This window comes from Candidatus Omnitrophota bacterium (assembly GCA_028707125.1).
Lineage (GTDB): Bacteria > Omnitrophota > Gorgyraeia > Gygaellales > JAQTUX01 > JAQTUX01.
The window spans coordinates 136,021-158,163 of the sequence record JAQTUX010000002.1 but is presented as its reverse complement, the minus strand read 5'-3'; the positions used below and the strand labels follow the sequence as shown (position 1 = coordinate 158,163).

Below are 22,143 nucleotides of genomic sequence, written 5' to 3'. Positions count from 1 at the left end.
GATATGCCGGGTAAAGGACTGCGGAAGATTGTATTATTGCTTGCGCTTGCGGCCGTGATCGGGTGCATATACATATATCCGGATATGCGGTTCCGTTATGAGCTGGGCGATGATTACCGCGGTATCTCTTTAACCACGACCTCTGATGAAGACAAATATTTAGGCAGGGTAAACGCCTTTTATAAAGGAGGTAATCCTACGCTTTCCGGCTTTGACAACTATGAACACGTCCGGCAGCCATGGACATTCGGCTTTCTCCCGGAGGCCTTCTCAGGGGTTGTGGGCAGGGTTTTGGGCCTCTCTGTTGTCCGGGTGGACATTTTGTTGAGCTTTATTTTGCCCGCGGTCCTGTTTTTGTTAATTTACCGTCTCATATTTGAACTTTGCGGTTCGCAGAACCTTGGCATTCTGGGTTCAGCCGGTATATTGCTGGCCTATCGCTTCTTTACGGGGAAAATATGGATACTAAAAGAGTTATTAACCTTGAAATATGCTGAACCATTGTGGTTTTTAAGGCCGGTTTCCCCGCAGTTTAATCATGTTATGCTTATTTTATCCCTTCTTTTGGTATATAAGGCGCTTTATTCACGAGGCCGCCTCATCCCGTGGGCTGCCGCAGCTGCGGTAGGGTCGTTATTTTACGCGTTTATATATTATTGGACGTTTATTTATGCCGGCCTGTTTGTGTTAATGATATTGCTCGCACTAAAGAAGGAATACGCTTTGTTACGAAGAATGATGCTGATAATCGCGGTATCGTTTATAATATCGATTCCTTACTGGCTGAATTTACGGCAGGTTATGCATCATCCTCATTACGATGCCTTGCGATATTTTAACGATGTTGTGTATTCCCGCAAACTGATATTGCCGGCTTTCTATTTAATTCCGACATTGCTTATCATGTCATTCTACAGAGAAAAAAGGAGCATCCGATTTGCTTTCATTGTTTCTTTCCTGGCTGGAGGATTGATCTGTTCGAACCAGCATTTGATTTCCGGGATGACTTTATTCCCCGGGCACTGGCTCGGTTACAGCAATAAGACATTCTTGATAATCGCGCTGTTCTCATCCTTAAACGGCCTGAGGCTGCCGGCAGGGATAGTTAGCAGCAGGTTATTGCAGGAATTGTCATTTAGAGTGATATTGGTTCTTATGGCTGTATCCGCGCTTAGCCAACAGACCCACTATTATCATGTGTATAAGGCGAGATACGCGCAGAGACAATCCTTATCAGCGCCGTTTTCCTGGCTAAAGGAGCATGCCGGCCAAGATGATGTCGTGCTTGTTGATCCCTTCAATGAATTGAAGCAGGCAGACCCGACACCAGGCGATATACTCCTTTATACAAATAATTTTATATTCCTACCGTTATTTATCGGGACCATAAGATCTAAAGAAGAACTGGAGGACAGATATTTTATCGCTTTATCGCTGTTTGGTTATGACAGCAGAGATGCCGAGGAATTTATCCGACATGGTAACGGGGCGCATTTTGTTTGTATGGGCGCTATCAAAGAATATGGGGGCAGAGGCATAGATCAGGAATATATCGATTATCTCAAGGGAAAATCTAAGCTGTTTCTGAACGGAAAGTATCTGGCAGATAAATTAAGTAAATACCGTCTTAATCACATCCTGGTAAGAAATGAGGAAAGAAAATCCAGGGTTGAAGAATCTGTTTTAAGAAATAACATAGGGATATCAGAAGTTTATGATGATGGTAAATTCAGTATTCTCAAATTGGACAAGATATAGGAAGCGGCTTTTGTTGTTAATTTTCGTTGCCGCCTTATCTTTGCGCATAGCGGCTGTTTTGAATCTGCCGCGATACCTGCAAAAACCGGGAGCTGATGCGCTGGATTACGACACTATAGCCGTCAATTTAGCGTCAGGCAATGGTTATTCCATGGATCCGGAAAAGGGGCCGACATCTTTGCGCACCCCTTTATATCCCTTGTTTCTGGCATCTATCTATCGGGCCTTTGGCCATAATTATGTCGCGGTAAGGGTCATTCAGAGCATTATGGGCGCTTTATTGTGCGTTATTATCTATTATATCGGCCGGAAGATCTTTGATGAACGCATAGGGCTATTGTCGGCACTTATACTTGCCTTTTATCAGCCGTATATATCTTATGCCTTTTATGGCGGCCCGGGATTCCTGTATTCGGAGAATCTGTTCAACATTTTGTATGGTTTATTTGTATTATTCCTGATAAGCGGTTTCTTCGTAAATCTTAAGATGAAAGGAGCGGTTATATCCGGGGTTTTTCTGGGCCTGCTTGCCTTAACAAGGCCGTTTAATGCCTTTTTCCCTCTATTTTTGTCCGGATTGTTGATATACCGTTATCCGCTTAAGCTCGCGTTAAGAGGGATATTGGTTATGTGCGCTGTTTTCACGCTGACTATTTCGCCATGGGCATTTAGAAATTATCTTGTGCACAGGGCGCTCGTCCCTTTTTCCACAATGGGCGGAGGCGCCCTGCTTAACAGCAATAACCCTTATGCAAAGGGGAGCTCCTTCGGCGATTTCAGCCGGATATTTACGAATGAAGAAATGAAGCAGATCAGCCGGATGAACGAAGTGGAGCAGGATAAATTCTATAAGAATACCGCCATTAAATTTATAGCCGCTGATTATAAGCGCATGCCGAAATTGCTGCTTAAGAAAGTATTGTGCCTATGGGATGTATTTCAGACGCATTATAATAACGGTATGCAGAGGATATATAATATCTGGTATTCAATTATTCTTATGTTCGGTATAGTCGGCATAATCAAAGCCGTGAGGCCCGGGTTGAACGTAAACACCGCATTACTGCTGTTATCATTTTTGTATGCCAGTTTTATGGTTATGATCTTTTCAGGCGACACCAGGCATCGTTACCCTCTGGAGCCATATTTGATAATATTCGCCAGCCTGGGTATATTTACTATCTGGGGCAAGTTCAAAAATAAATACCTGTCATTGGCAATAATAGGCGTTATTATGGCGTTGAACCTTTTATTCTATGTGATGGCCGTCCCGATTCTGAGCTGGGTCAGGAATAATCTGGCCTTTATTCTTTAGGAGAGCTATGCAGGAAAATAAAGCCGCAGATGTAGTCCTTGTTTATCCCAAGACAGGGATGGATTTCGGCTCAACCGTTGCCGTGCCGCATTCTCTTTTAACCATAGCCGCGCCGCTTCAGAAGGGCGGTTATAAGGTCAGTATAATAGACCAGCGGGTGGATAAGGATTGGGGCCGCAATTTAACCGAGGCATTGAAGTCCGGCCCCGTATGCGTAGGCATCTCTTCAATGACAGGCACGCAGATCCACTTTGCGATTGAAGCGGCAAAGGTCGTGCGAAGGGCCGCGGGCGGCAAGGTCCCGATAGTCTGGGGCGGGCCGCATCCGTCTATACTGCCGGAGCAAACCCTGATGAGCGAATACGTGGATATAGTCTGCGTTGGCGAAGGCGATGTTACCTTCCGGGAGTTAGTAGGGGCGCTGGCCTCAGGCGGCTCGCTTTCCGGGATAGAAGGCATTGCCTACAAGGACGGCGGCAGGGCCGTAAGAAACCCGGATCGGGCATTGATTGACGTTGAGGGATTATTGCCTGTCCCATGGGGATTGATCGACGTGGAAAAGTACATACATCCCGATATGTATTTAAAGGAAAGTTTAAGGACCCTTGACATAGGCCAGACCAGCAGGGGGTGCCCGTTTAACTGCGGCTTTTGCAGCAGCGCAAGTTTGCGAAAGAGGAAATGGCGCGATATGTCTGTTGAAAAGAGCCTCGGGATCATCGTAGATACGGTGAAGAGATTCGGGCTCAGCGGCATCTGGATAAGGGACGATGAGTTCTACATCAATCGGGAAAGGGCCCAGAGGATATGCGAAGGGATCATCCGGAATGACCTGAAGATCCATTGGTATACATCCGGAACCCGGGTAGATGTTTTTAATAAGGCCAGCGATGAGCAGACGGCGCTTCTAAAAAAGAGCGGCGCCTATGTTCTGAAATTCGGCGCCGAGTCCGGTTCAGACAGGGTGCTGGAGCTTTCCAATAAGGGCATAAAGGTAGAAGATACGATCAGGGCCAATCTCAAGGCAAAGGCCGCGGGGATCACTCCCGCCTTTGCGTTAATGATCGGTTTTCCCGGTGAAACATTTGAAGATATCGATAAGACCATAGACCTTTCTTTCCGCCTCAAAAGGGATAATCCCAACGCCCTGTTTGAGACCATGGCCATTTATACGGCCCTGCCGGCGACGCCAATGTATGAGTCGGCGCTTAAAAACGGCCTCAAGGCGCCCCGGCAGCTGGAGGGGTGGATCGACTGGATTTACGATGATTATGATCTGGAAGGCAGAAAGAATCCCTGGTTTGATCGTAAGGACAGGATACGGCTGGGAAATATATCCTATATGAGCATCCTCGCCAATGCCGTGCCTAATGTCATCAATTCTATCAGGAACGCCTTCTTAAGGGCTGTGTTGAAGATCGCCTATGTGCCGATAAGCCGTTATTACAGATTCAGGCTGAAGAATAAATACTACACGTTCTTCGGCGATCTGGCGATTATTAAGTACCTGAGAAACAAGATCTTTTATAAATCAGACCGGAGGAGTTTTAATGAAGACAACCTTACTTGTATTGACCTTGAATGAGATAGACGGCATGAAGCAGATCATGCCGCAGATTAAAAGGGAATGGGTGGATGAGATTTTCGTGGTGGATGGAAGATCCACCGACGGAACCGCTGAATACGCCATGAAGAACGGTTATTCAGTTATCGTCCAGAAAAAACCCGGTATAAGGAACGCCTACATTGAGGCGTTGGGCCGCATAACAGGGGATGTGATCATTCCATTCAGTCCGGACGGTAATTGCAAACCCGAGGTCATACCCCAGCTGGTTAAGAAAATGGAGGAAGGATATGATATGGTGATCGCCTCCCGATATTTAAAAGATGCCAGGAGCTACGATGACAGTTTAATAACTTCGTTCGGTAATTGGATGTTCACCTCTTTGATTAACGTGCTTCACGGAGGCAAGTATACAGACGCGATGAATATGTTCCGCGCTTTTAAAAAGGAGTTGATACGCGACTTAGAGCTTGACAGGGATGAAAATTATTCCCGGGAGGAGGCATTGTTTCATACAAAGATATGTATTATGCCTCTTCTTTCGGTTAGGGCCGCAAAGAGAAAATTAAGGATTACCGAGATTCCTGCTGATGAGCCGCGCAGGTTATGGGGTAAGCGAAAATTACAGATAGTGCGCTGGGGCTCGGCTTATTTGACTCAGGTTTTAAAGGAGGTATTTGTTTGGCGTTAATGGGAGGAAGACCATGAAGATATTGGTAACTGGAGGAGCGGGTTATATAGGTTCTGTATTGGTCCCGCAATTATTGGCCAATGATTTTGAAGTGACGGTTATTGACAATTTCATGTATAATCAGAGCCCTCTGTTGGATTGCTGCCATTACGGTAATCTGGCCATAATCAGGGGCGATGCGCGAGACAGGGATTTGATATCTCGTCATCTAAAGGGGGCGGATGCCGTCTTTCCCCTGGCCTGCCTGACCGGCGCCCCGCTCTGTAAGATGCGCCCTATCGAGGCCAGGACGATTATCGTGGATGCGGTGAAGACAATACTGGGTTTGCGCAGCAGGGAGCAGATTGTTATTTACCCTACCACTAACAGCGGATATGGGGTGGGAGAAAAGGGCATCTTCTGTACCGAAGAGACGCCCTTACGTCCGGTTTCCCTTTACGGTAATTTGAAGGTTGAGGCGGAGAAGGCCATATTGGACGCGGGCAACAGCATCACTTTGAGGCTGGCTACGGCATTCGGCGTCAGTCCCCGCATGCGGCTGGACCTCTTGGTGAATGATTTTACTTATCGCGCGGTAACGGACAGGTTTCTGGTTATTTTTGAGGCGCATTTTAAAAGAAACTATATTCACGTGCGGGATGTTGCCAAGGCATTCATCCACTGTTTGAATAATTTTGAACGGATGAAAAATCAAACATATAATGTGGGTTTAAGCAATGCCAACCTTAGCAAGCGGGAGTTGTGCGAGGAGATCAAGAAACAGGCGCCCGATTTTTATTTTACCGAGGCAGAGGTAGGCGAGGATCCCGACAAGAGGGATTATATCGTAAGCAACGGAAAGATCAAAGGCACAGGATATAAACCCGATATTTCGCTCCCAGAAGGTATTTCAGAATTGATCAAAGGATACCAGGTCGTAAGAAGAAATCAGTTTTCCAACGTTTAAGGAGAGATATGGTTATCAGCCGAACGCCTTTTCGCATTTCTTTTTTTGGCGGGGGTACGGACTATCCCGTATGGTATAGAGATAACGGCGGAGCCGTATTGGCTACGACGATAAATAAGTACTGCTATCTTAGCTGCAGGCATCTGCCTCCTTTCTTTGAACATAAGTCAAGGATAATATATTCCAGGATGGAATTCGTAAAGGAGATCGATGAGATCCAGCATCCCTCCGTCAGGGCCTGCCTGAAGTTTATAGGCATAGATAAAGGGGTGGAGGTTCATCACGACGGCGATCTGCCCGCGCGCACGGGTATGGGGTCGAGTTCCGCCTTTACCGTTGGCCTGCTTCACGCGCTTTACGCGCTTAAGGGCGTCATGCCGACTAAGCGGCAGCTGGTATTGGATGCCATTCATCTTGAGCAGGAGGTTATGAAGGAAAACGTCGGTTCGCAGGATCAGGCGTTAGCCGCCTTTGGGGGGTTTAGCCTTATAGAATTCGGAGGCAAGGATCATATTCAGGTCAGGCCTGTGACTATAGACGTCGAGCGCCTCAGGGTATTCCAGTCCCATTTGATGCTTTTCTTTACCGGGTTTTCCCGCACGGCATCAGAGATCGCCCGGGAGCAGATAGAGAAGACGCCGCATAAGCAGAAAGAACTGCGCGCCATGTATGGCTTGGTAGATAAGGCCTTGAGCATATTAAACAGCAACTCCGATTTATCGGATTTCGGGAAACTTTTACATGAAAACTGGATGCTGAAACGCAGCCTGTCAAGCAAGATAGCCACGCCCTTAATAGATGATATCTACTCTGCGGCGATCAGGGCAGGCGCGCGGGGAGGAAAGGTATTAGGCGCAGGCGGCGGAGGATTTATCTTGTTTTTTGCCCGGCCTGATGCCCAGCCAAAGATCCGCGAGAGCTTAAAGGATCTTTTACATGTGCCTTTCAGGTTTGAGAATTTAGGCAGCCAGATTATATTTTACAGCCCGGGGGATTCATTGACAACATAATGAGCAAAAGGCCGGCATTTGAGGATATAGACGCGGTAATACTTTGCGGGGGAGAAGGCAGGCGCATCAGGCCGGTTGCAGGGGATTTGCCTAAACCGATGATAGAGATCGGCGGCCGTCCTTTTCTGGATATTCTTATCGATTATGCCGCGCGTTTTGGATTCAGGCGTTTTATTCTCTGTATAGGGTACGGGGCTGAATTTATTAAACGATATTATAAGGGCGGAAAGGGCAATTATGATATTGTATTCTCTGAGGAGAAGGCGTTAATGGGCACCGGGGGGTGTATCAAAAATGCCTCCTCAAAGATTGGAAGCGATATATTCCTGGTTATGAACGGAGATTCTTTCTGCGACGTAGATCTGGGCAAGTTTTTAGAGTTCCATACCCGGAAGAAGGCGTACTGTTCCATAGTCGTTTCGCCTGAATCAGACAGCAGCGATTATGGCAGTATAATTTTGGGTGAGTCGCAGCGTATCAACGCGTTCAGCGAGAAATCCGTTAAGGGCGATGGTTTTGTCAACGGCGGCATTTATTTGTTCCGCAAGGAGATATTGTCTGAAATGCCGGAAGATAAGAACTTTTCTTTGGAGAATGATTTTTTCCCGGTTATGGTGAAGAGGGAGTTTTACGGGTATTTGGCCGAGGGCGGTTTTATAGATATCGGAACTCCGGAAAGGCTTAAGCAGGCTGAGAAGATCCTGAGGAGGACTTTGTGGATAAGCGGTTAGACCTATTGCTGGTAAACCCCGGTAATCGCGCTCAGATGTACGGCAGATTAGGCGAGTCTCTGGCCGGCATCGAACCTCCTCTGTGGTGCGGGTTGATCGCCGGGTTCATCCGCGAGCAGGGATATTCTGTAGGGATCATTGACGCGGATGCGGAGAACTGGAGCCCGGAATACACGGCAGAGAAGATCGCCGAGTTAAATCCGCTTTTGGCCGGTATCGTTGTTTTGGGGACCAATCCATCCGCTTCTTCCACGCCTAAAATGACCGCGGTGAGCGAACTCCTGAACGTCCTGCATAGCAAGGGTAGCGCTGTGAAAACGATCCTTTCCGGGCTTCATCCTTCCGCGCTTCCTGAACAAACCATCAGGGAGGAGAAGGTAGATTTTGTATGCCAGGGCGAGGGATTTTATACCTTTCTTAAAACCCTGGAGGCATTAAGATCCGGGAAAAGGCCGGAAGATTGCGGAATAGAAGGGCTTTGGTATATGGATGATACCGGCGTAAGAGCGCCCGCGCCCGCATCTTTGATCGAGGATCTTGACCGCCTTCCTTTTGCCGCCTGGGATCTTTTACCTATGCATAAGTATAAGGCCCATAACTGGCACTGCTTCGAGGATTTAGACAAAAGAAGCCCCTATGCGGTGATCTTCACCAGTTTGGGATGCCCGTTTAATTGCAGCTATTGTCCCATACATGCCTTCTATGGTAAATGCGGCATTCGTTTTCGCAGCCCGGAGAAGGTAATAGAGGAGATAGATATTTTAGTTAAAAATTATAATGTGCGCAATATCAAGATCCTTGATGAGTTGTTTGTGATCAAGAAAGAGCGCCTTACGCGTATATGCGAGCTTATTATCCAAAGGGGGTACAGGCTCAATATCTGGGCATACGCGCGCGTTGATACGGTTAGCGGCGATATACTGCCGGCGATGAAACGGGCGGGGATCAACTGGCTTTGCTTTGGCGTTGAGTCCGCGAGCGGCGGTGTCCGTGAAGGTGTCGCAAAAAGGATATCCCAGGATAAAATATCAGAGGCCGTTGATATGACAAAGCGCGCGGGTATTCATACGCTCGGCAATTTTATATTCGGGCTGCCTGATGATACTCTGGAATCCATGCGGAAGACCCTGGATATGTCAAAGGAGCTTAATTTTGAATACGTGAATTTTTATGTAGCCATGGCCTATCCCGGGTCAGACCTGTACAGGGATGCCGTAAGAGACGGCAGAGAGCTTCCGGGGCAATGGCATGCGTATGGCCAGTATGCGGAAGATACTTTGGCGCTGGCGACCAAGCACCTTTCATCCGCGGAGGTTCTGCGCTTCAGGGACAGCGCCTTCCGTGAATATTTCAGCGATCCGGCATATATAGAAATGATCCGGAAAAGGTTCGGATCGAAGGTTGTGGATCATATCAAAGATATGTTAAGGACAACAATACGCAGGAAATACGCGTAATGGAAAAAGGCCCCATGATCAATTACGATAAGAATATCGGGGATATCCCCCGGGAGCATTTGGTCCGGCTTTATAAACAGATGTTGAGGATAAGAAAGGTGCAGGTCAGGATAGAAGAGGAGTATCCCAAAGACGAAATGAAGACGCCGGTTCATCTCTGCAAGGGGCAGGAGGCAATACCTGCCGGTATGTGCGCCCATCTGGATAAGGAGGATTACCTTCTTAGTAATTACAGAGGGCACGGCCATTATCTTGCTAAGGGCGGGGACTTAAAATCGCTTATTGCCGAATTATACGGCAGGGAAACCGGTTGTTCCCGCGGCAGGGGCGGCTCAATGCATTTGATCGATAACTCAGTGGGATTACTGGGTTCTTCTTCGATCGTAGCCGGCGGTATACCTATTGCCACAGGGGCCGCCCTCGGTTCTTTGTTGCAGGGAAATAAGCGGGTGACGATGGTATTATTCGGCGATGGGGCGGTTGACGAGGGCGTATTATATGAAAGTATTAATTTCGCGATGCTTAAAAGACTGCCTGTGATATACGTCTGTGAGAATAATCTTTATGCGGTATGCTCTCACAGGAGTAATCGTCAGCCTTCCAAAGATATATATGAGCGTTTTGACGGCTTCGGTATTTCGCGTTACAAGGCGGACGGCAACAATGTGGTCGATGTTTACTGCGTAGGCAGAAGGGCGGTTGAGGACGCGCGCCGCGGTAAAGGGCCTTCTTTTATAGAATTTTGCACTTACAGATGGTGCGGGCATTCGGGGGGCGGCACCGATATAGAGTTGGGGTACAGGACACAGGAAGAATTGGACGCCTGGATGGAAAGGTGCCCGCTTAAAAATTTTGAGCTCTTCTTGCTGGATAGACAGGTAATAAGCGGATCAGATATCACTTGTTTTAATCAGGCCTTTGATAAAGAGATAGACGAGGCATTTGAGTTTGCCCGGAATAGCCCGTTTCCCGATGAGGCGGAAGTATCAAAATATCTTTATAGCGATGGCGAATAGATCAAAAATAAGTTTTGACTGGGACAAGAAGAGTATAGAAAAAGAGGAGCCCGGCTTTGATCATAGCGGTAAATCAGAGGCCAGGAACATACCTTATACACAGGCCATTTATGAGACGCTTGAACAGATACTTGCCATAGACAGCCGTGTTTTTATAATGGGGCAGGGGGTGGACGACCCATCGGGCATGTTCGGCGCGACATTGAATCTGCATAAAAAATACGGCTCACAGAGAATATTTGATACGCCTTTGTCAGAGGACGCGTTGACAGGGGTCGCGGTAGGGGCGGCGCTTGTAGGCATGCGCCCGATTTATATGCACAACCGGCCCGACTTTCTTCTGTTGGCGATGGATCAGATCGTTAATCATGCCTCAAAGTGGCGTTATATGTTCGGAGGCAGGAGCAATGTCCCGATCGTAATATGGGCGGTCATCGGCCGCGGCTGGGGCTCGGGGGCGCAGCATTCCCAGGCGCTCCAGGGATTATTTATGCATGTGCCGGGGCTTAAGCTTGTTATGCCCAGCACCCCCTATGACGCGAAGGGCCTATTGGTGTCAAGCGTACTTGATGACGATCCGGTAGTGTTCATCGAACACCGATGGGCGTTTAAGCATACGGGTTACGTTCCGGATAAATTATATGCCATACCTTTCGGCAAGGGAGTTATAAGAAAAGAGGGCGGCGACGTTACGATCGTAGGCGCTTCTTATATGGTCATAGAAGCATTGCGCGCGGCAGAGGAGCTAAGAACCAGGGGTATTGAAGCGGAGGTCATAGATTTAAGAACGTTGAACCCTCTGGATGAGGATATTATATTGACCTCTCTGAAGAAGACAGGAAGGCTTATTATAGTTGATACCGGATGGAAGACGGCAGGGGTTACAGCTGAGATCGCGGCGATGGTATCTGAAAAGGGGCTGAATTTTCTAAAGAAGCCGGTTAAAAGGATCGCCGCGCCTGATATCCCTACCCCGTCGGGATACGTCCTGGAGCGTAAGTTCTATCCCGGCGTCCGGGAAGTCGTGAATGCGGCGGTGGAGCTGGCAGAATAGATGGAGCGTGCAGGTATAGTTATTATCGGAGCGGGCGTTGTAGGTTTAGGTATAGCCGCAAAGGTTTCTGAACAAAATCGGTCGGTCTACGTTTTAGAACGGCATAAGTCTTTCGGTCAGGAGACAAGCAGCCGCAATAGCGAGGTTATTCACGGAGGTATATATTATGATCCCGGCTCTTTAAAGGCAAAGGCGTGCGTTGAGGGGAATAGAATGCTTTATGAGATCTGCGCAAAAAATAAGATCCCTTACAGGCAGACGGGAAAACTGATCGTAGCAGTAAATGATAAAGAGACGAGCGCGTTGGAAGAGCTTTTAAAACAAGGCGGCGCCAGCGGCGCCAGAGAGCTTAAGATCTTGACAAAGACCGAAATCGCGAGGATGGAGCCGAATATTAAAGCCGAGGCGGCATTATTCTCTCCTGCGACGGGAATAATTGATTCGCACAGTTTAATGAAGTATTTTGTTCAGCGGCTGAAAGATAACAGGGGGGATATCGCTTATGATTCCAATGTGGCCGGCCTGCGCAGGTCAACCGACGGTTATGAGGTTGCCATAGAGGGTTCTTCAGGAGATACTTTTAAATTTCACGCCAAGATCGTGATCAACAGCGCCGGCCTTGAATCAGATAATATAGCGAAGATGGCGGGGATCAATATAGAAGACCGGGATTATAGATTGAAATATTGCAAGGGACAGTATTTCAGGGTGAATTCCCCGCAGAAATGCGGATTAATTAATCGTTTGATATACCCTGTGCCGGAGAATAACGGCGGACTGGGCGTCCATGCTACATTGGATTTAGCGGGAGGCCTGCGGTTAGGGCCTGACAGCCGCTACGTTGAAAGAGACAGGTTTGACTACAATGTTGATGTCGCGGAGAAGGGAAAATTCTTAAATTCCGCGGCAGGGTTGCTTCCTTTTTTAGAAGAGCAGGATTTAGTTCCTGACACCGCGGGCATCCGGCCAAAACTTCAAGGTAAAGGCGAAGGATTCCGTGATTTTGTAATCCAGGAGGAGAGCCGGATCGGGTTTCCCGGCCTTATCAATCTTATCGGCATAGAGTCCCCGGGCCTGACAGCTGCCCCTGCCATAGCTGAATACGTTGAAGATATTGTTGAAAGGATAGGTTAGAAATGATCAAAGAAAGAATGAGGGTTGCCTTCGGCACAATATCTATTACCCGGAGATCAAAAGATCTAATAAGGGATATCCTTGATTCAAACCGCGTTTCAAGCGGCAAATATGTGAGGGAATTGGAAAAGAGGTTTGCCGGGCTCATAGGTACAAAAGAAGCGGTAGCGGTAAGCAGCGGCACGGACGCGGACGCCCTGGCGTTGGCAGTTTTATACGATTTCGGGGCAAAGAGAAGCGATGAGATCATAGTTCCCGCGCTGTCTTTTGTTGCCACGGGTAACGCGGTACTGCAGGCCGGATTTACCCCTGTATTTGTTGATATCGGCAGGAATACGTTGAATATCGAACCGGAAAAGATCGAATCCGCGATAACCGGAAAAACAAGGGCTATAATGCCGGTTCACCTTATGGGAAAGCCGGCTGATATGGATACGATAAATTCCATAGCAAAAAAACATAAATTATTTGTCATTGAGGACGCGGCTGAGGCATATGGGGCGGTGTATAAGGGCAAGCCGGTAGGAAGGCTCGGCGATATGGCGGCATTCAGCCTTTATGTGGCGCATATGATCACCACTGCCGAGGGAGGGATGGTCACCACCGACAGGGATGATTTCGCGGAGATCCTGAGGTCTTTGCGCTCTCATGGGCGCGCCTGTAAATGCGAGAGCTGTCTGTTGAATACCGCCTCCGGCCATTGCCGGAAACGTTTTCAGCAGGGCGGCAACAGGGATATACGTTTCATATTCGAGCGCGTTGGATTTTCGGCAAAAATGAATGAGCTGGAGGCGGCGATCGGTTTAGGCAATATGGAAATATACCAGGATATCTTGAAAAAAAGGCGCGGAAATCTTCTGTATATGATGAAGCGGTTCAAGGAGTTTGAGCCCGAGCTTTATACTATTAAAGAGGGCCCTGATGAACAGATAGGCCCTCACGCCTTTGCGATCATATTGAGACAGGGCGCCGGGTTTAAAAGGGATAAACTGGTCTGTTATCTGGAGGAGCACGGGATCGACAGCCGCAATCTTTTTCTTTCCATGCCCACGCAGTGCGCCGGCTTTGATCATCTCGGGCACAAGATCGGAGATTTTCCCAACGCGGAATATATGGGCGACAATGGGCTGCATATCGGGATCCATCAGGATATGGGCAGGAAGGAGCTGGATTATGTGCTTAATGTCATACGGGATTTCTTATCGGAGAACAAATGATTAAAAGGGATTCCAGGATCTTGATCGCGGGCCTCGAGGGATTAATAGGCAGGGTTCTGGCAGATTATTTTAAGAGAGAGGGTTTCAAGGGATTAATGCTGGTAGAATCATCCGGGGTAGATATGTCTGATCAGAAGGCGGTATTGAATTTGTTTAAAGATTCCAGGCCGGAATATTGTTTTCTTGCCCACGTAAAGGAGGGCGGTATCGGAGCCAATACAAAATATCCGGCAGAATTAATGTATCAAAATCTTATCGCCCAGACGAATATGATACATTGCGCGTACATGAGCTCCGTGAAAAGGCTTATTTATTTTGCCAGTTCTTGTGTCTACCCCAAGGATTGTCCTCAGCCGATGGTTGAAGAACAGGTTTTAACCGGTCAGTTGGAGCAAAGCAGCCAGTCCTACGCGCTTGCTAAGATCGCCGGCATAAAGATGTGCGAGGCATATAACAAACAATATGGGACAGATTTCCTCGCCGTTATCCCCGCGACGGTTTATGGGCCGAATGACCGCTATGATGAGGAAGACAGCCATGTCTTGCCTTCATTGATAATTAAATTTCATCAGGCCAAGACCGATAAAAAGCCGGAAGTGGCTATTTGGGGGACAGGCGCGCCGCGCCGTGAATTCATTTATGCGGATGATTTAGCTAATGCCTGCGTATCCCTGGCAGGCGGTGATATTGGGTTTAAGGTCATAAATATCGGCACAGGGACGGATATCGCGATCAGGGACCTGGCGGAGTTGATAAAGAAAATAGTCGGCTATGAGGGAAAGATAGTTTTTGACAGTTCCAGGCCGGACGGACCCCTCAGGAAACTTTTAAATAACGATAAGATCAGAAAATCGGGATGGGAGGCATCGGTGCCTTTAGAGGAAGGGATAAGGAAGGCCTACGACTGGTACAGGCAAAACACTAAAATGGCCGCTCCAACTAAATAAGGAAGAAAAAGCCATGGAAGAAGCTGGTTTTAAGATTTTATCTGTAGTGATGCCGGTCTATAATGAAAAAGATAACATTGAAGAGTGTCTTGAGCGCTTGAATAGCGTTTTGACCGGCCTGGGTAGTAGTTTTGAGGTAATATGCGTTGATGACGGCTCAACCGATGGAACAAATGAGATCCTGAGCGTCTTGGCAAAAAAATATCCCTATATGCGCGTGCTTCAATTTAAGAAAAACTTTGGCCAGACAGCCGCCCTATCCGCCGGTTTTGACCACGCCAAAGGCGATCTGATCGTTACCCTGGATTCAGATCTGCAGAACAAACCCGAAGATATCCCGGCGTTGATAAAGGCAATGGGGGCCGGATACGACGTAGTTTGCGGCTGGCGAAGAAAAAGAAGGGACAAATTGATAACCCGCAGGATCCCTTCCCGCATAGCCAACAGCATTATTTCTTTTGTAACGGGGATAAAGCTCCATGATTACGGCTGTACTCTCAGGGCTTATCGGGCAGAATTAGTTAAACAGGTCAAACTTTACGGCGAAATGCACAGGTTTATACCCGCGCTCCTGGGTTGGAATGGGGCCGTTATCGCCGAGGTAGAGGTGGATCATGCCGCCAGGACAAGGGGAAGGTCAAAGTACGGGATCCTTCGCACATTTAAGGTTATTCTGGACCTGGTAACCGTTAAGCTGCTTACGTCCTATTCCACAAAGCCCATCTATATGTTTGGAGGCCCTGGATTGATCTTGTTATTCTTCGGGTTTATATCCTTCCTGATCGTGGCATACAGGGCCATCTTATTGCACCGGCTAAGCGCCACGCCGCTGATATTCATAATGGTTGTACTTTTTATTTCAGGTATCCAAATGGTCCTTACCGGTTTATTGGCAGAAATAAATATCCGGACCTTTTACGAGGCCCAGAATAAAAAAATTTATATTATGAAAAACAAAATACACCCGTAGGCCGTATATGTGCGGTATTTGCGGTATATTTAATGTTGATGAGAGCAGGCAGGTATCTTCAGATATATTGATAAAGATGAGAGACGCGCTTGTTCATCGCGGCCCTGACGATGCGGGAGAATTCGTTCAGGGGAACGTAGGGCTGGCAATGAGGCGCCTGGAGATCATAGACCTGCAAACAGGCCGTCAGCCGATCCACAACGAGAACAACAGGATATGGATAGTATTTAACGGTGAAATATATAACTTTTTAGAGTTGAGGGAGGGATTGATAAAGAAAGGGCATAGATTTTACACAAAAAGCGATACAGAGGTCATCGTCCATCTTTACGAGGAAGAGGGTATTCGCTGTGTCGATAAACTTAACGGGATGTTCGCCTTCTGCATATGGGACAGCGCGGAAAAAAGGCTCTTTCTGGCCCGCGATAGAATGGGGCAAAAGCCCCTGTACTACAGATTCAAAAACGGGCAATTGCTCTTTGCGTCTGAAATAAAATCTCTTCTAAAGCACCCTTCGGTATCAAGAGAGCTGGATCAAAATTCTTTGAACGAATATTTGACATTTGAATACGTGCCGGCCCCCAAGAGCATTTTTAAAGACATAAGCAAGCTTCCCGCCTCTCATCTGATGGTTGTGCAGGGCGGGAAGGTGTCGCTTGAGAGATACTGGAATATACGTTTGGGGTGGAGGGATAATATTGATGAAGTTGAGGCATCAGAGAGGCTTTTTGACCTGTTGGATAAGGCGGTAAACAGGCATTTGATCTCAGATGTCCCCTTAGGTATATTTTTAAGCGGAGGCATAGATTCTTCGGCTATCGCGGCCTTTGCCGCCAGGCCACTGGGCAACAGGATGAAGACATTTTCCGTCAGTTTTGATGACAAGACATTTGATGAGTCGCCATACGCGGAACTCGCGGCTGATCATATAAAGTCGGAGCATTATCAGATGAAATTCAGCGCGAAAGACTGCCTGGAGATCATCCCCGATATTTATGACATTATTGATGAGCCCTTTGCCGACGCGTCGCTCTTGCCGACCTATATTCTTTCAAGATTCACCAGGCAACACGTTACGGTAGCGCTGGGCGGCGACGGAGGAGACGAGCTGTTTGCCGGGTATCCGACTCATATCGCCCATCATTTTGCCGATAAAATATACCTGAAACTGCCTTATTTTATAAGAAAAAGGATATTAGAGGCCGTAGGCGGTAGATTGCCGGTTTCCTTCAATAACTTCAGCCTTGATTTTAAGGTAAAGAAATTTATATCCGGAGTCGGCTTCCCCGCGGATGTCAGGCATCAAATATGGATGGGGGCATTCTCTCCCGCGCAGAAGCTGGTCCTGTTTCTGCCTTCCGTAAGAAACGGCCTGGCAGGCAGGGATGGGCTGGAGCCGTTGTCTGAGAATTTTGAGGAGTTGGCAGGATCAGATGAAAGGCATGCCGACAATCATCTGAAGATACTGTTTTCCGATATGCGGTTATATCTTCAGGATGACATTCTGACCAAGGTTGACCGCGCCAGCATGGCGAATTCTTTAGAGGTGCGTTCGCCGTTTCTGGACAATGATTTAGTCGAATTTGTGAATAGCCTCAAATTTACCTTGAAATTCAGATATCCGCATACCAAACTAAATTTCAGAAAGCTGCTTCTTGCGAGAAAGATATTGCCGCCAAAGATTATCAATCGCGGAAAGAAGGGCTTTGGTATACCGGTGGCAAGATGGATACATAATGAGCTGCGGCAGATAATCTGTGATTTCCTGAGCGAAGACAGAATTAAAAATGCCGGCCTGTTTAACTACTCATATATTAAGCAAATGCTGAAGGAACATTTTGAGCGCAGGAAGGACAACAGGAAATTGATCTGGGCATTATTTATGTTTGAATTATGGAAGGAACGGTTTTTGGATTAGTCGGCAACAGAGGAAGATGAATATACTGGACAATCCCTATGGTTATCAGTTAAGCGCCTTGACGATTTTTAACATTAAAAAGGTCAAGTCCCTGCTTTCTGAACGGCTTGGCCTGAATGCCGGCCAGAGGACCCTGGATATATGTTGCGGCACCGGAAACTTTGCCGATTTGGCCAAAGGGGAGTATATTGGATTTGATATAAATGAAGGATATATAAAGTATGCGCGCGGCAGGTTTAAGGGAGATAGATTAAAGCGTTTTCTGGTTTCAGACATAAATGATTTTGAATTCATCCCGGAGCATTTCGATATTGTTCTGCTGATCGGCGTCCTGCATCATTTTTCCGACGACGCGGCATCAGGCCTGTTAGAGAAAGTTAATATGACCGCGAGAGACAGGATAGTCATAATCGACCCCGCCGTAGAAACGAGGAATCCCGTCAGTATGATGCTTAGATCATTGGATCGGGGGCAGTTTATCAGGACGCTTGATGGGCAGTGCAAACTTATTTCCTGGAAGCTGAATATCCTCAGGTATTATAACTTGAATTTCGGAATGAATAAAATGAACGTAATAATCTGCGGGCCCAAAAAACCATAGCGCTATGAAGGCCTTATTATCAGCCGTTTTTCTCGGGGTATGGTCGTTTTTCTCTCCGGCCACATTATTTATTGTGATACTGGCGATATTGATGCTGAGGCTGTTTAGCCGGTTTTCAGGCGATACCGCAGACAGGCGGTTTATTATAAAGGTCTGTATATTGGCTTTGTCCCTGAGGTTCATCCTGTCGTTTTTCCATTATTATGCTGTCTGGGGTACGCAAAAGGGCGCCGATTTTATAGGGGATGCGCGGGCATATTCGGCAAGCGGGCAATATATAGCAGAGGTAATTACTCAAAAACCGGCGTTGAACATAGATAATAATGAGGTTGACTGGGTAAATAACATGCGCGACGCATATCAGGGTTTATTGCCGGGTATAGGTTACAGGACCGATATATTTGTCAGATATATCGGATTTATCTATTCGGTTTTTGGGTACAATCCCGTAATCATAAAATTAATAAATAGTTTGCTTTCGGTCCTTACCGGCATTCTCCTGTTTATATTGGTAAGAAGATCCTTTTCGTTAAGGGCGGCAAAAATAGCCTTAATACTGACTTTATTCTGGCCTTCAGTATTGTTATGGTCGACAACAGGGTTGAAAGAGTCACTTCTGATATTCCTCGTTGTATTGAATATCTTCATTTATTTAATGTATCTCAAGGAGAACATGAATACGCTGTGGTTTATGGCGTTGCTGCTGATCCTGGCATATTCTAATTATATTATATTATTGTTGTTTTCTTCCCTATTCTGCCTGTCAAGATTTGCCGGGAGATGGAAGGCCAAATTTACCTTTAACAAAGGCATCATCGCGTTCTTGGCATATATCGCGGTTATGAAGCTTTCATTTACCTTCCTGGAGTTATCCAGGCCGCATCTGCTTTCCCTTTTGTTGATATCGTTTCTCTTAGAAAGGATCCTGCTGTTCAATAAACGCGTTCTATCCTGTATGACGATCTTGATCTGCGCGGGAATACTTTATTTTCATCCGTATGAATCCAATATTAAAGAACGCTATGATCATTTTACCCGGATGTTGATCAATCGTCAGGAAAATCAGTTGGACGCGGCATATACCGCCTACAAGATATATCCCGAGAAATATTATAATTCAAAGCTAAGCATTTCATATCCTGATCTGGCATTTTCTTATTTTAAGGGCCTAAGCTATGTCCTATTTTCTCCTTTTCCGTTTTCGGTTCTCCGTAATACCTCCGGATTGCTGGGTTTAATGCAGGCAACTCTATTTTATATATTATTTCCATTTATTGTTATCGGGATCATTATCGCGTTGAGATACAGGTACGGCAACGTGCTGCTCCCTCTGTTGTTTACATTTATCATATTGAGCGCATACGCCCTCGCCGAAGGGAATATAGGGACTGTATTCAGGCATAGGGATACGGCAGCAGTTTTTTTACTTATGTTTGCGGCCATAGGCATTAATCACTTGTTGGGAGGCGGCCGGGGAAATATTATTTATGAGAAAAATCAGTAATATCCTGTTTATTTCCTATGACGGTTTTACCGAATATCTAGGCCGGTCGCAGGCGCTGTCTTATATATCGGGCATAATGAAGGAAAATAAGGGAGATTTTAAGATCGCCGCCCTGACTTACGAGAAACCGGAATTAATGGCCGATAAGTTGATGGCCGGCCGGCTTAGACAGGTTATCTTGGACTCCGGAATACAGTGGAAAAGCCTCAGGTATCACAAAAGCCCGAAAATTTTATCTACGATTTTTGATGTATTTTCAGGTATCGTTGTCAGTATCGGGCTGATCAGGCGGTATAAAATCGGCATTGTGCACGCCAGAAGTTACGTGCCTGCCTTAATAGGGCTTTTTCTGAAAAAGTGCCTTAAGACGCGGTTCATATTTGATATGAGGGGTTTCTGGGCCGACGAAAGGGTTGAAGGGGGCATCTGGAAATGCCGTCTTTTATACAGGGCCGCTAAATATTTTGAGAAAGAATTCCTGCTTAACGCCGATATGGTAGTGACCCTGTCAGAAAGCGCGAAGGATGAAATCCGCTCATTCAGATACTGGAAAAAGGGGGATTCCGGCATATCTGTTATTCCCACGTCAGCAGATTTGAAGGCATTTAATCGCGGCAATAACGCAGGCATAGAGCGGCGTTTGAAAGAGGCATTAAACGGCAAATTTGTGTTTATCTATGTTGGCAGCTTAGGCGTATGGTATGAGACAGACGGGATCTATGATTTCTTCCGTACGGCCAGGCGTATTATTAATAACGCGCATTTGTTGATCCTCACAAGGCAACGCGCACTGGCGGAATCAAAGGCCAGGGAAAAGGACCTGGATCCGGCGCATATAACGATAACTCGGGCCGAGCACGAAGATGTGCCGGGATACTTAAATAACGCGGACGTCGGCCTGGCATTCTATAAGCCGGGCTATTCCCGTAAAGGATGCTGCCCTACAAAAGTGGGAGAGTATTTAGCATGCGGCCTTCCAGTGGTTATTAACGAAGGGATCGGGGATATGGACCGTATAATTGAAGAAGAGTGGGTTGGGAGCGTTATCTCCGGCTTCAACTCCTTTGAATATGCCAGGGCAGTTAACAGTATGCAGGGGCTGTTGGGAAAGGCCGATGTTCTAAGACAGAGATGCAGAGCGGCAGCGGAGAAGTATTTTTCCTTAGAGCAGGGTACCGAGAGGTATATAAGGATTTATCGGGAGTTATTAAAGGCGTGAAGATATTATTCTGGTCGCCTTATCCTTCGGAAGGAGCAAGCAACAGATACAGGATAGAGCAATACCTGCCTTATCTTAAGTCTGCCGGGATAAAATATGACTTACATCCGTTCTGGAGCAGTAAAGCGTATAGCCTGCTTTACAAAGAGGGCTATTATTTCAGAAAACTCTATTATTTTTTATTGGGGACTTTCTCCCGGATCAGGGATTTAATATTTATTTTTCAATACGGGATCATTTTTATTCACAGGGAGGCCTATCCGATCGGCGGCATGTTTTTTGAGACGATCTTGTCATTCCTGGGGAAAAGCATAATCTTTGATTTTGACGATGCGATATTCCTGCCCGCAAGCAGCAGACCCAATTATTTCATTGAGAGATTTAAAAGGCCGAACAAGGTATCTAAAATAATCAAACTCAGCCGGCATGTGATAGCCGGCAATAATTATCTGGCTGATTTTTCCCTGCGTTATAGCAACGCCGTCTCCGTGATCCCTACGCCCATTGATACGGATAAGTATTATCCGCGACATAAGGATTACAGCAATGAATTGGTTATAGGATGGATGGGAAGCATTACTACCGTAAGTTTTCTTGAGATGTTGGAAGATGTCTTCATTTATCTTTCCGGAAAATTTAATAATCTCAAGTTTAAAATAGTAGGCGGCCACTTTTCTATAGGCGGCCTCTCTAATATTCAGAGCAAGGAATGGTCCTTGTCGGAAGAGAGGGAAGACCTGAAGACATTTGATATAGGGATCATGCCGATGCCGGATAACAAATGGACGAGGGGTAAGTGCGGTTTTAAGGCAATTCTATATATGGGCATGGGTATACCCTGCGTTTGTTCTCCGGTAGGCGTCAATAAAGCGATAATAAATGACGGAGAGAATGGTTTCCTGGCAGATACCGACGCCGAATGGATTGAGAAGCTTTCTTTGCTGATTGAGGGCCCGGAGCTTCGCGGGAAAATCGGAATGCAGGCAAGAAGAACAGCCGAAGAGAGATATTCGGTTAAGGTTAACGCACCCAAATTTATCAAGATAATACGAGGGGCTATGCCGGGGGGAGAGGGGTTTCAGGTTCATTAA

At 46.8% G+C, this 22,143-nt stretch carries 19 protein-coding genes; all 19 read left to right on the top strand.

The genetic code is table 11. From position 1 onward, the window contains the following. The first annotated feature begins 3 nt into the window (after window positions 1-3). From PHR44_07100 to PHR44_07010, 19 genes are read left to right on the top strand one after another with little or no spacing between them, the layout of a single operon-like run. Window positions 4-1,758, top strand: a complete 1,755-nt coding sequence (locus PHR44_07100) for a hypothetical protein (GenBank protein ID MDD4910422.1) — start codon at window positions 4-6, stop codon at window positions 1,756-1,758. Further along, window positions 1,715-3,073 carry a glycosyltransferase family 39 protein gene (locus PHR44_07095; protein MDD4910421.1) on the top strand — a complete coding sequence of 453 codons (1,359 nt, stop codon included), beginning with the start codon at window positions 1,715-1,717 and terminating at the stop codon, window positions 3,071-3,073. Before PHR44_07100 ends, PHR44_07095 begins: the two co-directional genes overlap by 44 nt. A 7-nt stretch (window positions 3,074-3,080) precedes the next feature. Continuing rightward, on the top strand, window positions 3,081-4,658 hold the full coding sequence (locus PHR44_07090; protein MDD4910420.1) for a radical SAM protein: 1,578 nt from the start codon (window positions 3,081-3,083) through the stop codon (window positions 4,656-4,658). Then, on the top strand, window positions 4,624-5,328 hold the full coding sequence (locus PHR44_07085; GenBank protein ID MDD4910419.1) for a glycosyltransferase family 2 protein: 705 nt from the start codon (window positions 4,624-4,626) through the stop codon (window positions 5,326-5,328). The genes PHR44_07090 and PHR44_07085 overlap by 35 nt, the downstream gene beginning before the upstream one ends. Window positions 5,329-5,341: 13 nt before the next feature. Next, window positions 5,342-6,274 carry an NAD(P)-dependent oxidoreductase gene (locus PHR44_07080; protein MDD4910418.1) on the top strand — a complete coding sequence of 311 codons (933 nt, stop codon included), beginning with the start codon at window positions 5,342-5,344 and terminating at the stop codon, window positions 6,272-6,274. Between the two features lie 8 nt (window positions 6,275-6,282). Continuing rightward, window positions 6,283-7,284, top strand: coding sequence for a kinase (locus PHR44_07075; GenBank protein MDD4910417.1), 1,002 nt, complete (start codon window positions 6,283-6,285; stop codon window positions 7,282-7,284). Further along, complete coding sequence (locus tag PHR44_07070; GenBank protein ID MDD4910416.1) at window positions 7,284-8,015, top strand: nucleotidyltransferase family protein; 732 nt, start codon at window positions 7,284-7,286, stop codon at window positions 8,013-8,015. Before PHR44_07075 ends, PHR44_07070 begins: the two co-directional genes overlap by 1 nt. Beyond that, the gene (locus PHR44_07065) at window positions 8,000-9,472 is read left to right on the top strand and encodes a radical SAM protein (protein MDD4910415.1); all 1,473 of its coding nucleotides are present in this window, start codon (window positions 8,000-8,002) and stop codon (window positions 9,470-9,472) included. Before PHR44_07070 ends, PHR44_07065 begins: the two co-directional genes overlap by 16 nt. Beyond that, window positions 9,472-10,488 carry a thiamine pyrophosphate-dependent dehydrogenase E1 component subunit alpha gene (locus PHR44_07060; protein MDD4910414.1) on the top strand — a complete coding sequence of 339 codons (1,017 nt, stop codon included), beginning with the start codon at window positions 9,472-9,474 and terminating at the stop codon, window positions 10,486-10,488. The genes PHR44_07065 and PHR44_07060 overlap by 1 nt, the downstream gene beginning before the upstream one ends. Then, entirely contained in the window at window positions 10,478-11,542 is a 1,065-nt protein-coding gene (locus tag PHR44_07055) for an alpha-ketoacid dehydrogenase subunit beta (GenBank protein ID MDD4910413.1), read from the top strand. Before PHR44_07060 ends, PHR44_07055 begins: the two co-directional genes overlap by 11 nt. Further along, window positions 11,543-12,676 (top strand): NAD(P)/FAD-dependent oxidoreductase, encoded by a 1,134-nt coding sequence (locus PHR44_07050; protein ID MDD4910412.1) that lies wholly within the window; start codon window positions 11,543-11,545, stop codon window positions 12,674-12,676. 2 nt (window positions 12,677-12,678) lie between these two features. Further along, window positions 12,679-13,893, top strand: coding sequence for a DegT/DnrJ/EryC1/StrS family aminotransferase (locus PHR44_07045; GenBank protein ID MDD4910411.1), 1,215 nt, complete (start codon window positions 12,679-12,681; stop codon window positions 13,891-13,893). Further along, window positions 13,890-14,840, top strand: a complete 951-nt coding sequence (locus PHR44_07040; GenBank protein MDD4910410.1) for a GDP-L-fucose synthase — start codon at window positions 13,890-13,892, stop codon at window positions 14,838-14,840. The genes PHR44_07045 and PHR44_07040 overlap by 4 nt, the downstream gene beginning before the upstream one ends. Before the next feature lie 13 nt (window positions 14,841-14,853). Then, entirely contained in the window at window positions 14,854-15,810 is a 957-nt protein-coding gene (locus PHR44_07035; GenBank protein MDD4910409.1) for a glycosyltransferase family 2 protein, read from the top strand. 7 nt (window positions 15,811-15,817) lie between these two features. Next, entirely contained in the window at window positions 15,818-17,728 is a 1,911-nt protein-coding gene (gene asnB / locus PHR44_07030) for an asparagine synthase (glutamine-hydrolyzing) (GenBank protein MDD4910408.1), read from the top strand. A gap of 16 nt (window positions 17,729-17,744) precedes the next feature. Further along, complete coding sequence (locus PHR44_07025; protein ID MDD4910407.1) at window positions 17,745-18,329, top strand: class I SAM-dependent methyltransferase; 585 nt, start codon at window positions 17,745-17,747, stop codon at window positions 18,327-18,329. A gap of 4 nt (window positions 18,330-18,333) precedes the next feature. Next, entirely contained in the window at window positions 18,334-19,833 is a 1,500-nt protein-coding gene (locus PHR44_07020; GenBank protein MDD4910406.1) for a hypothetical protein, read from the top strand. After that, on the top strand, window positions 19,817-21,052 hold the full coding sequence (locus tag PHR44_07015; GenBank protein ID MDD4910405.1) for a glycosyltransferase family 4 protein: 1,236 nt from the start codon (window positions 19,817-19,819) through the stop codon (window positions 21,050-21,052). The genes PHR44_07020 and PHR44_07015 overlap by 17 nt, the downstream gene beginning before the upstream one ends. Continuing rightward, window positions 21,049-22,143 carry a glycosyltransferase family 4 protein gene (locus PHR44_07010; protein ID MDD4910404.1) on the top strand — a complete coding sequence of 365 codons (1,095 nt, stop codon included), beginning with the start codon at window positions 21,049-21,051 and terminating at the stop codon, window positions 22,141-22,143. The genes PHR44_07015 and PHR44_07010 overlap by 4 nt, the downstream gene beginning before the upstream one ends.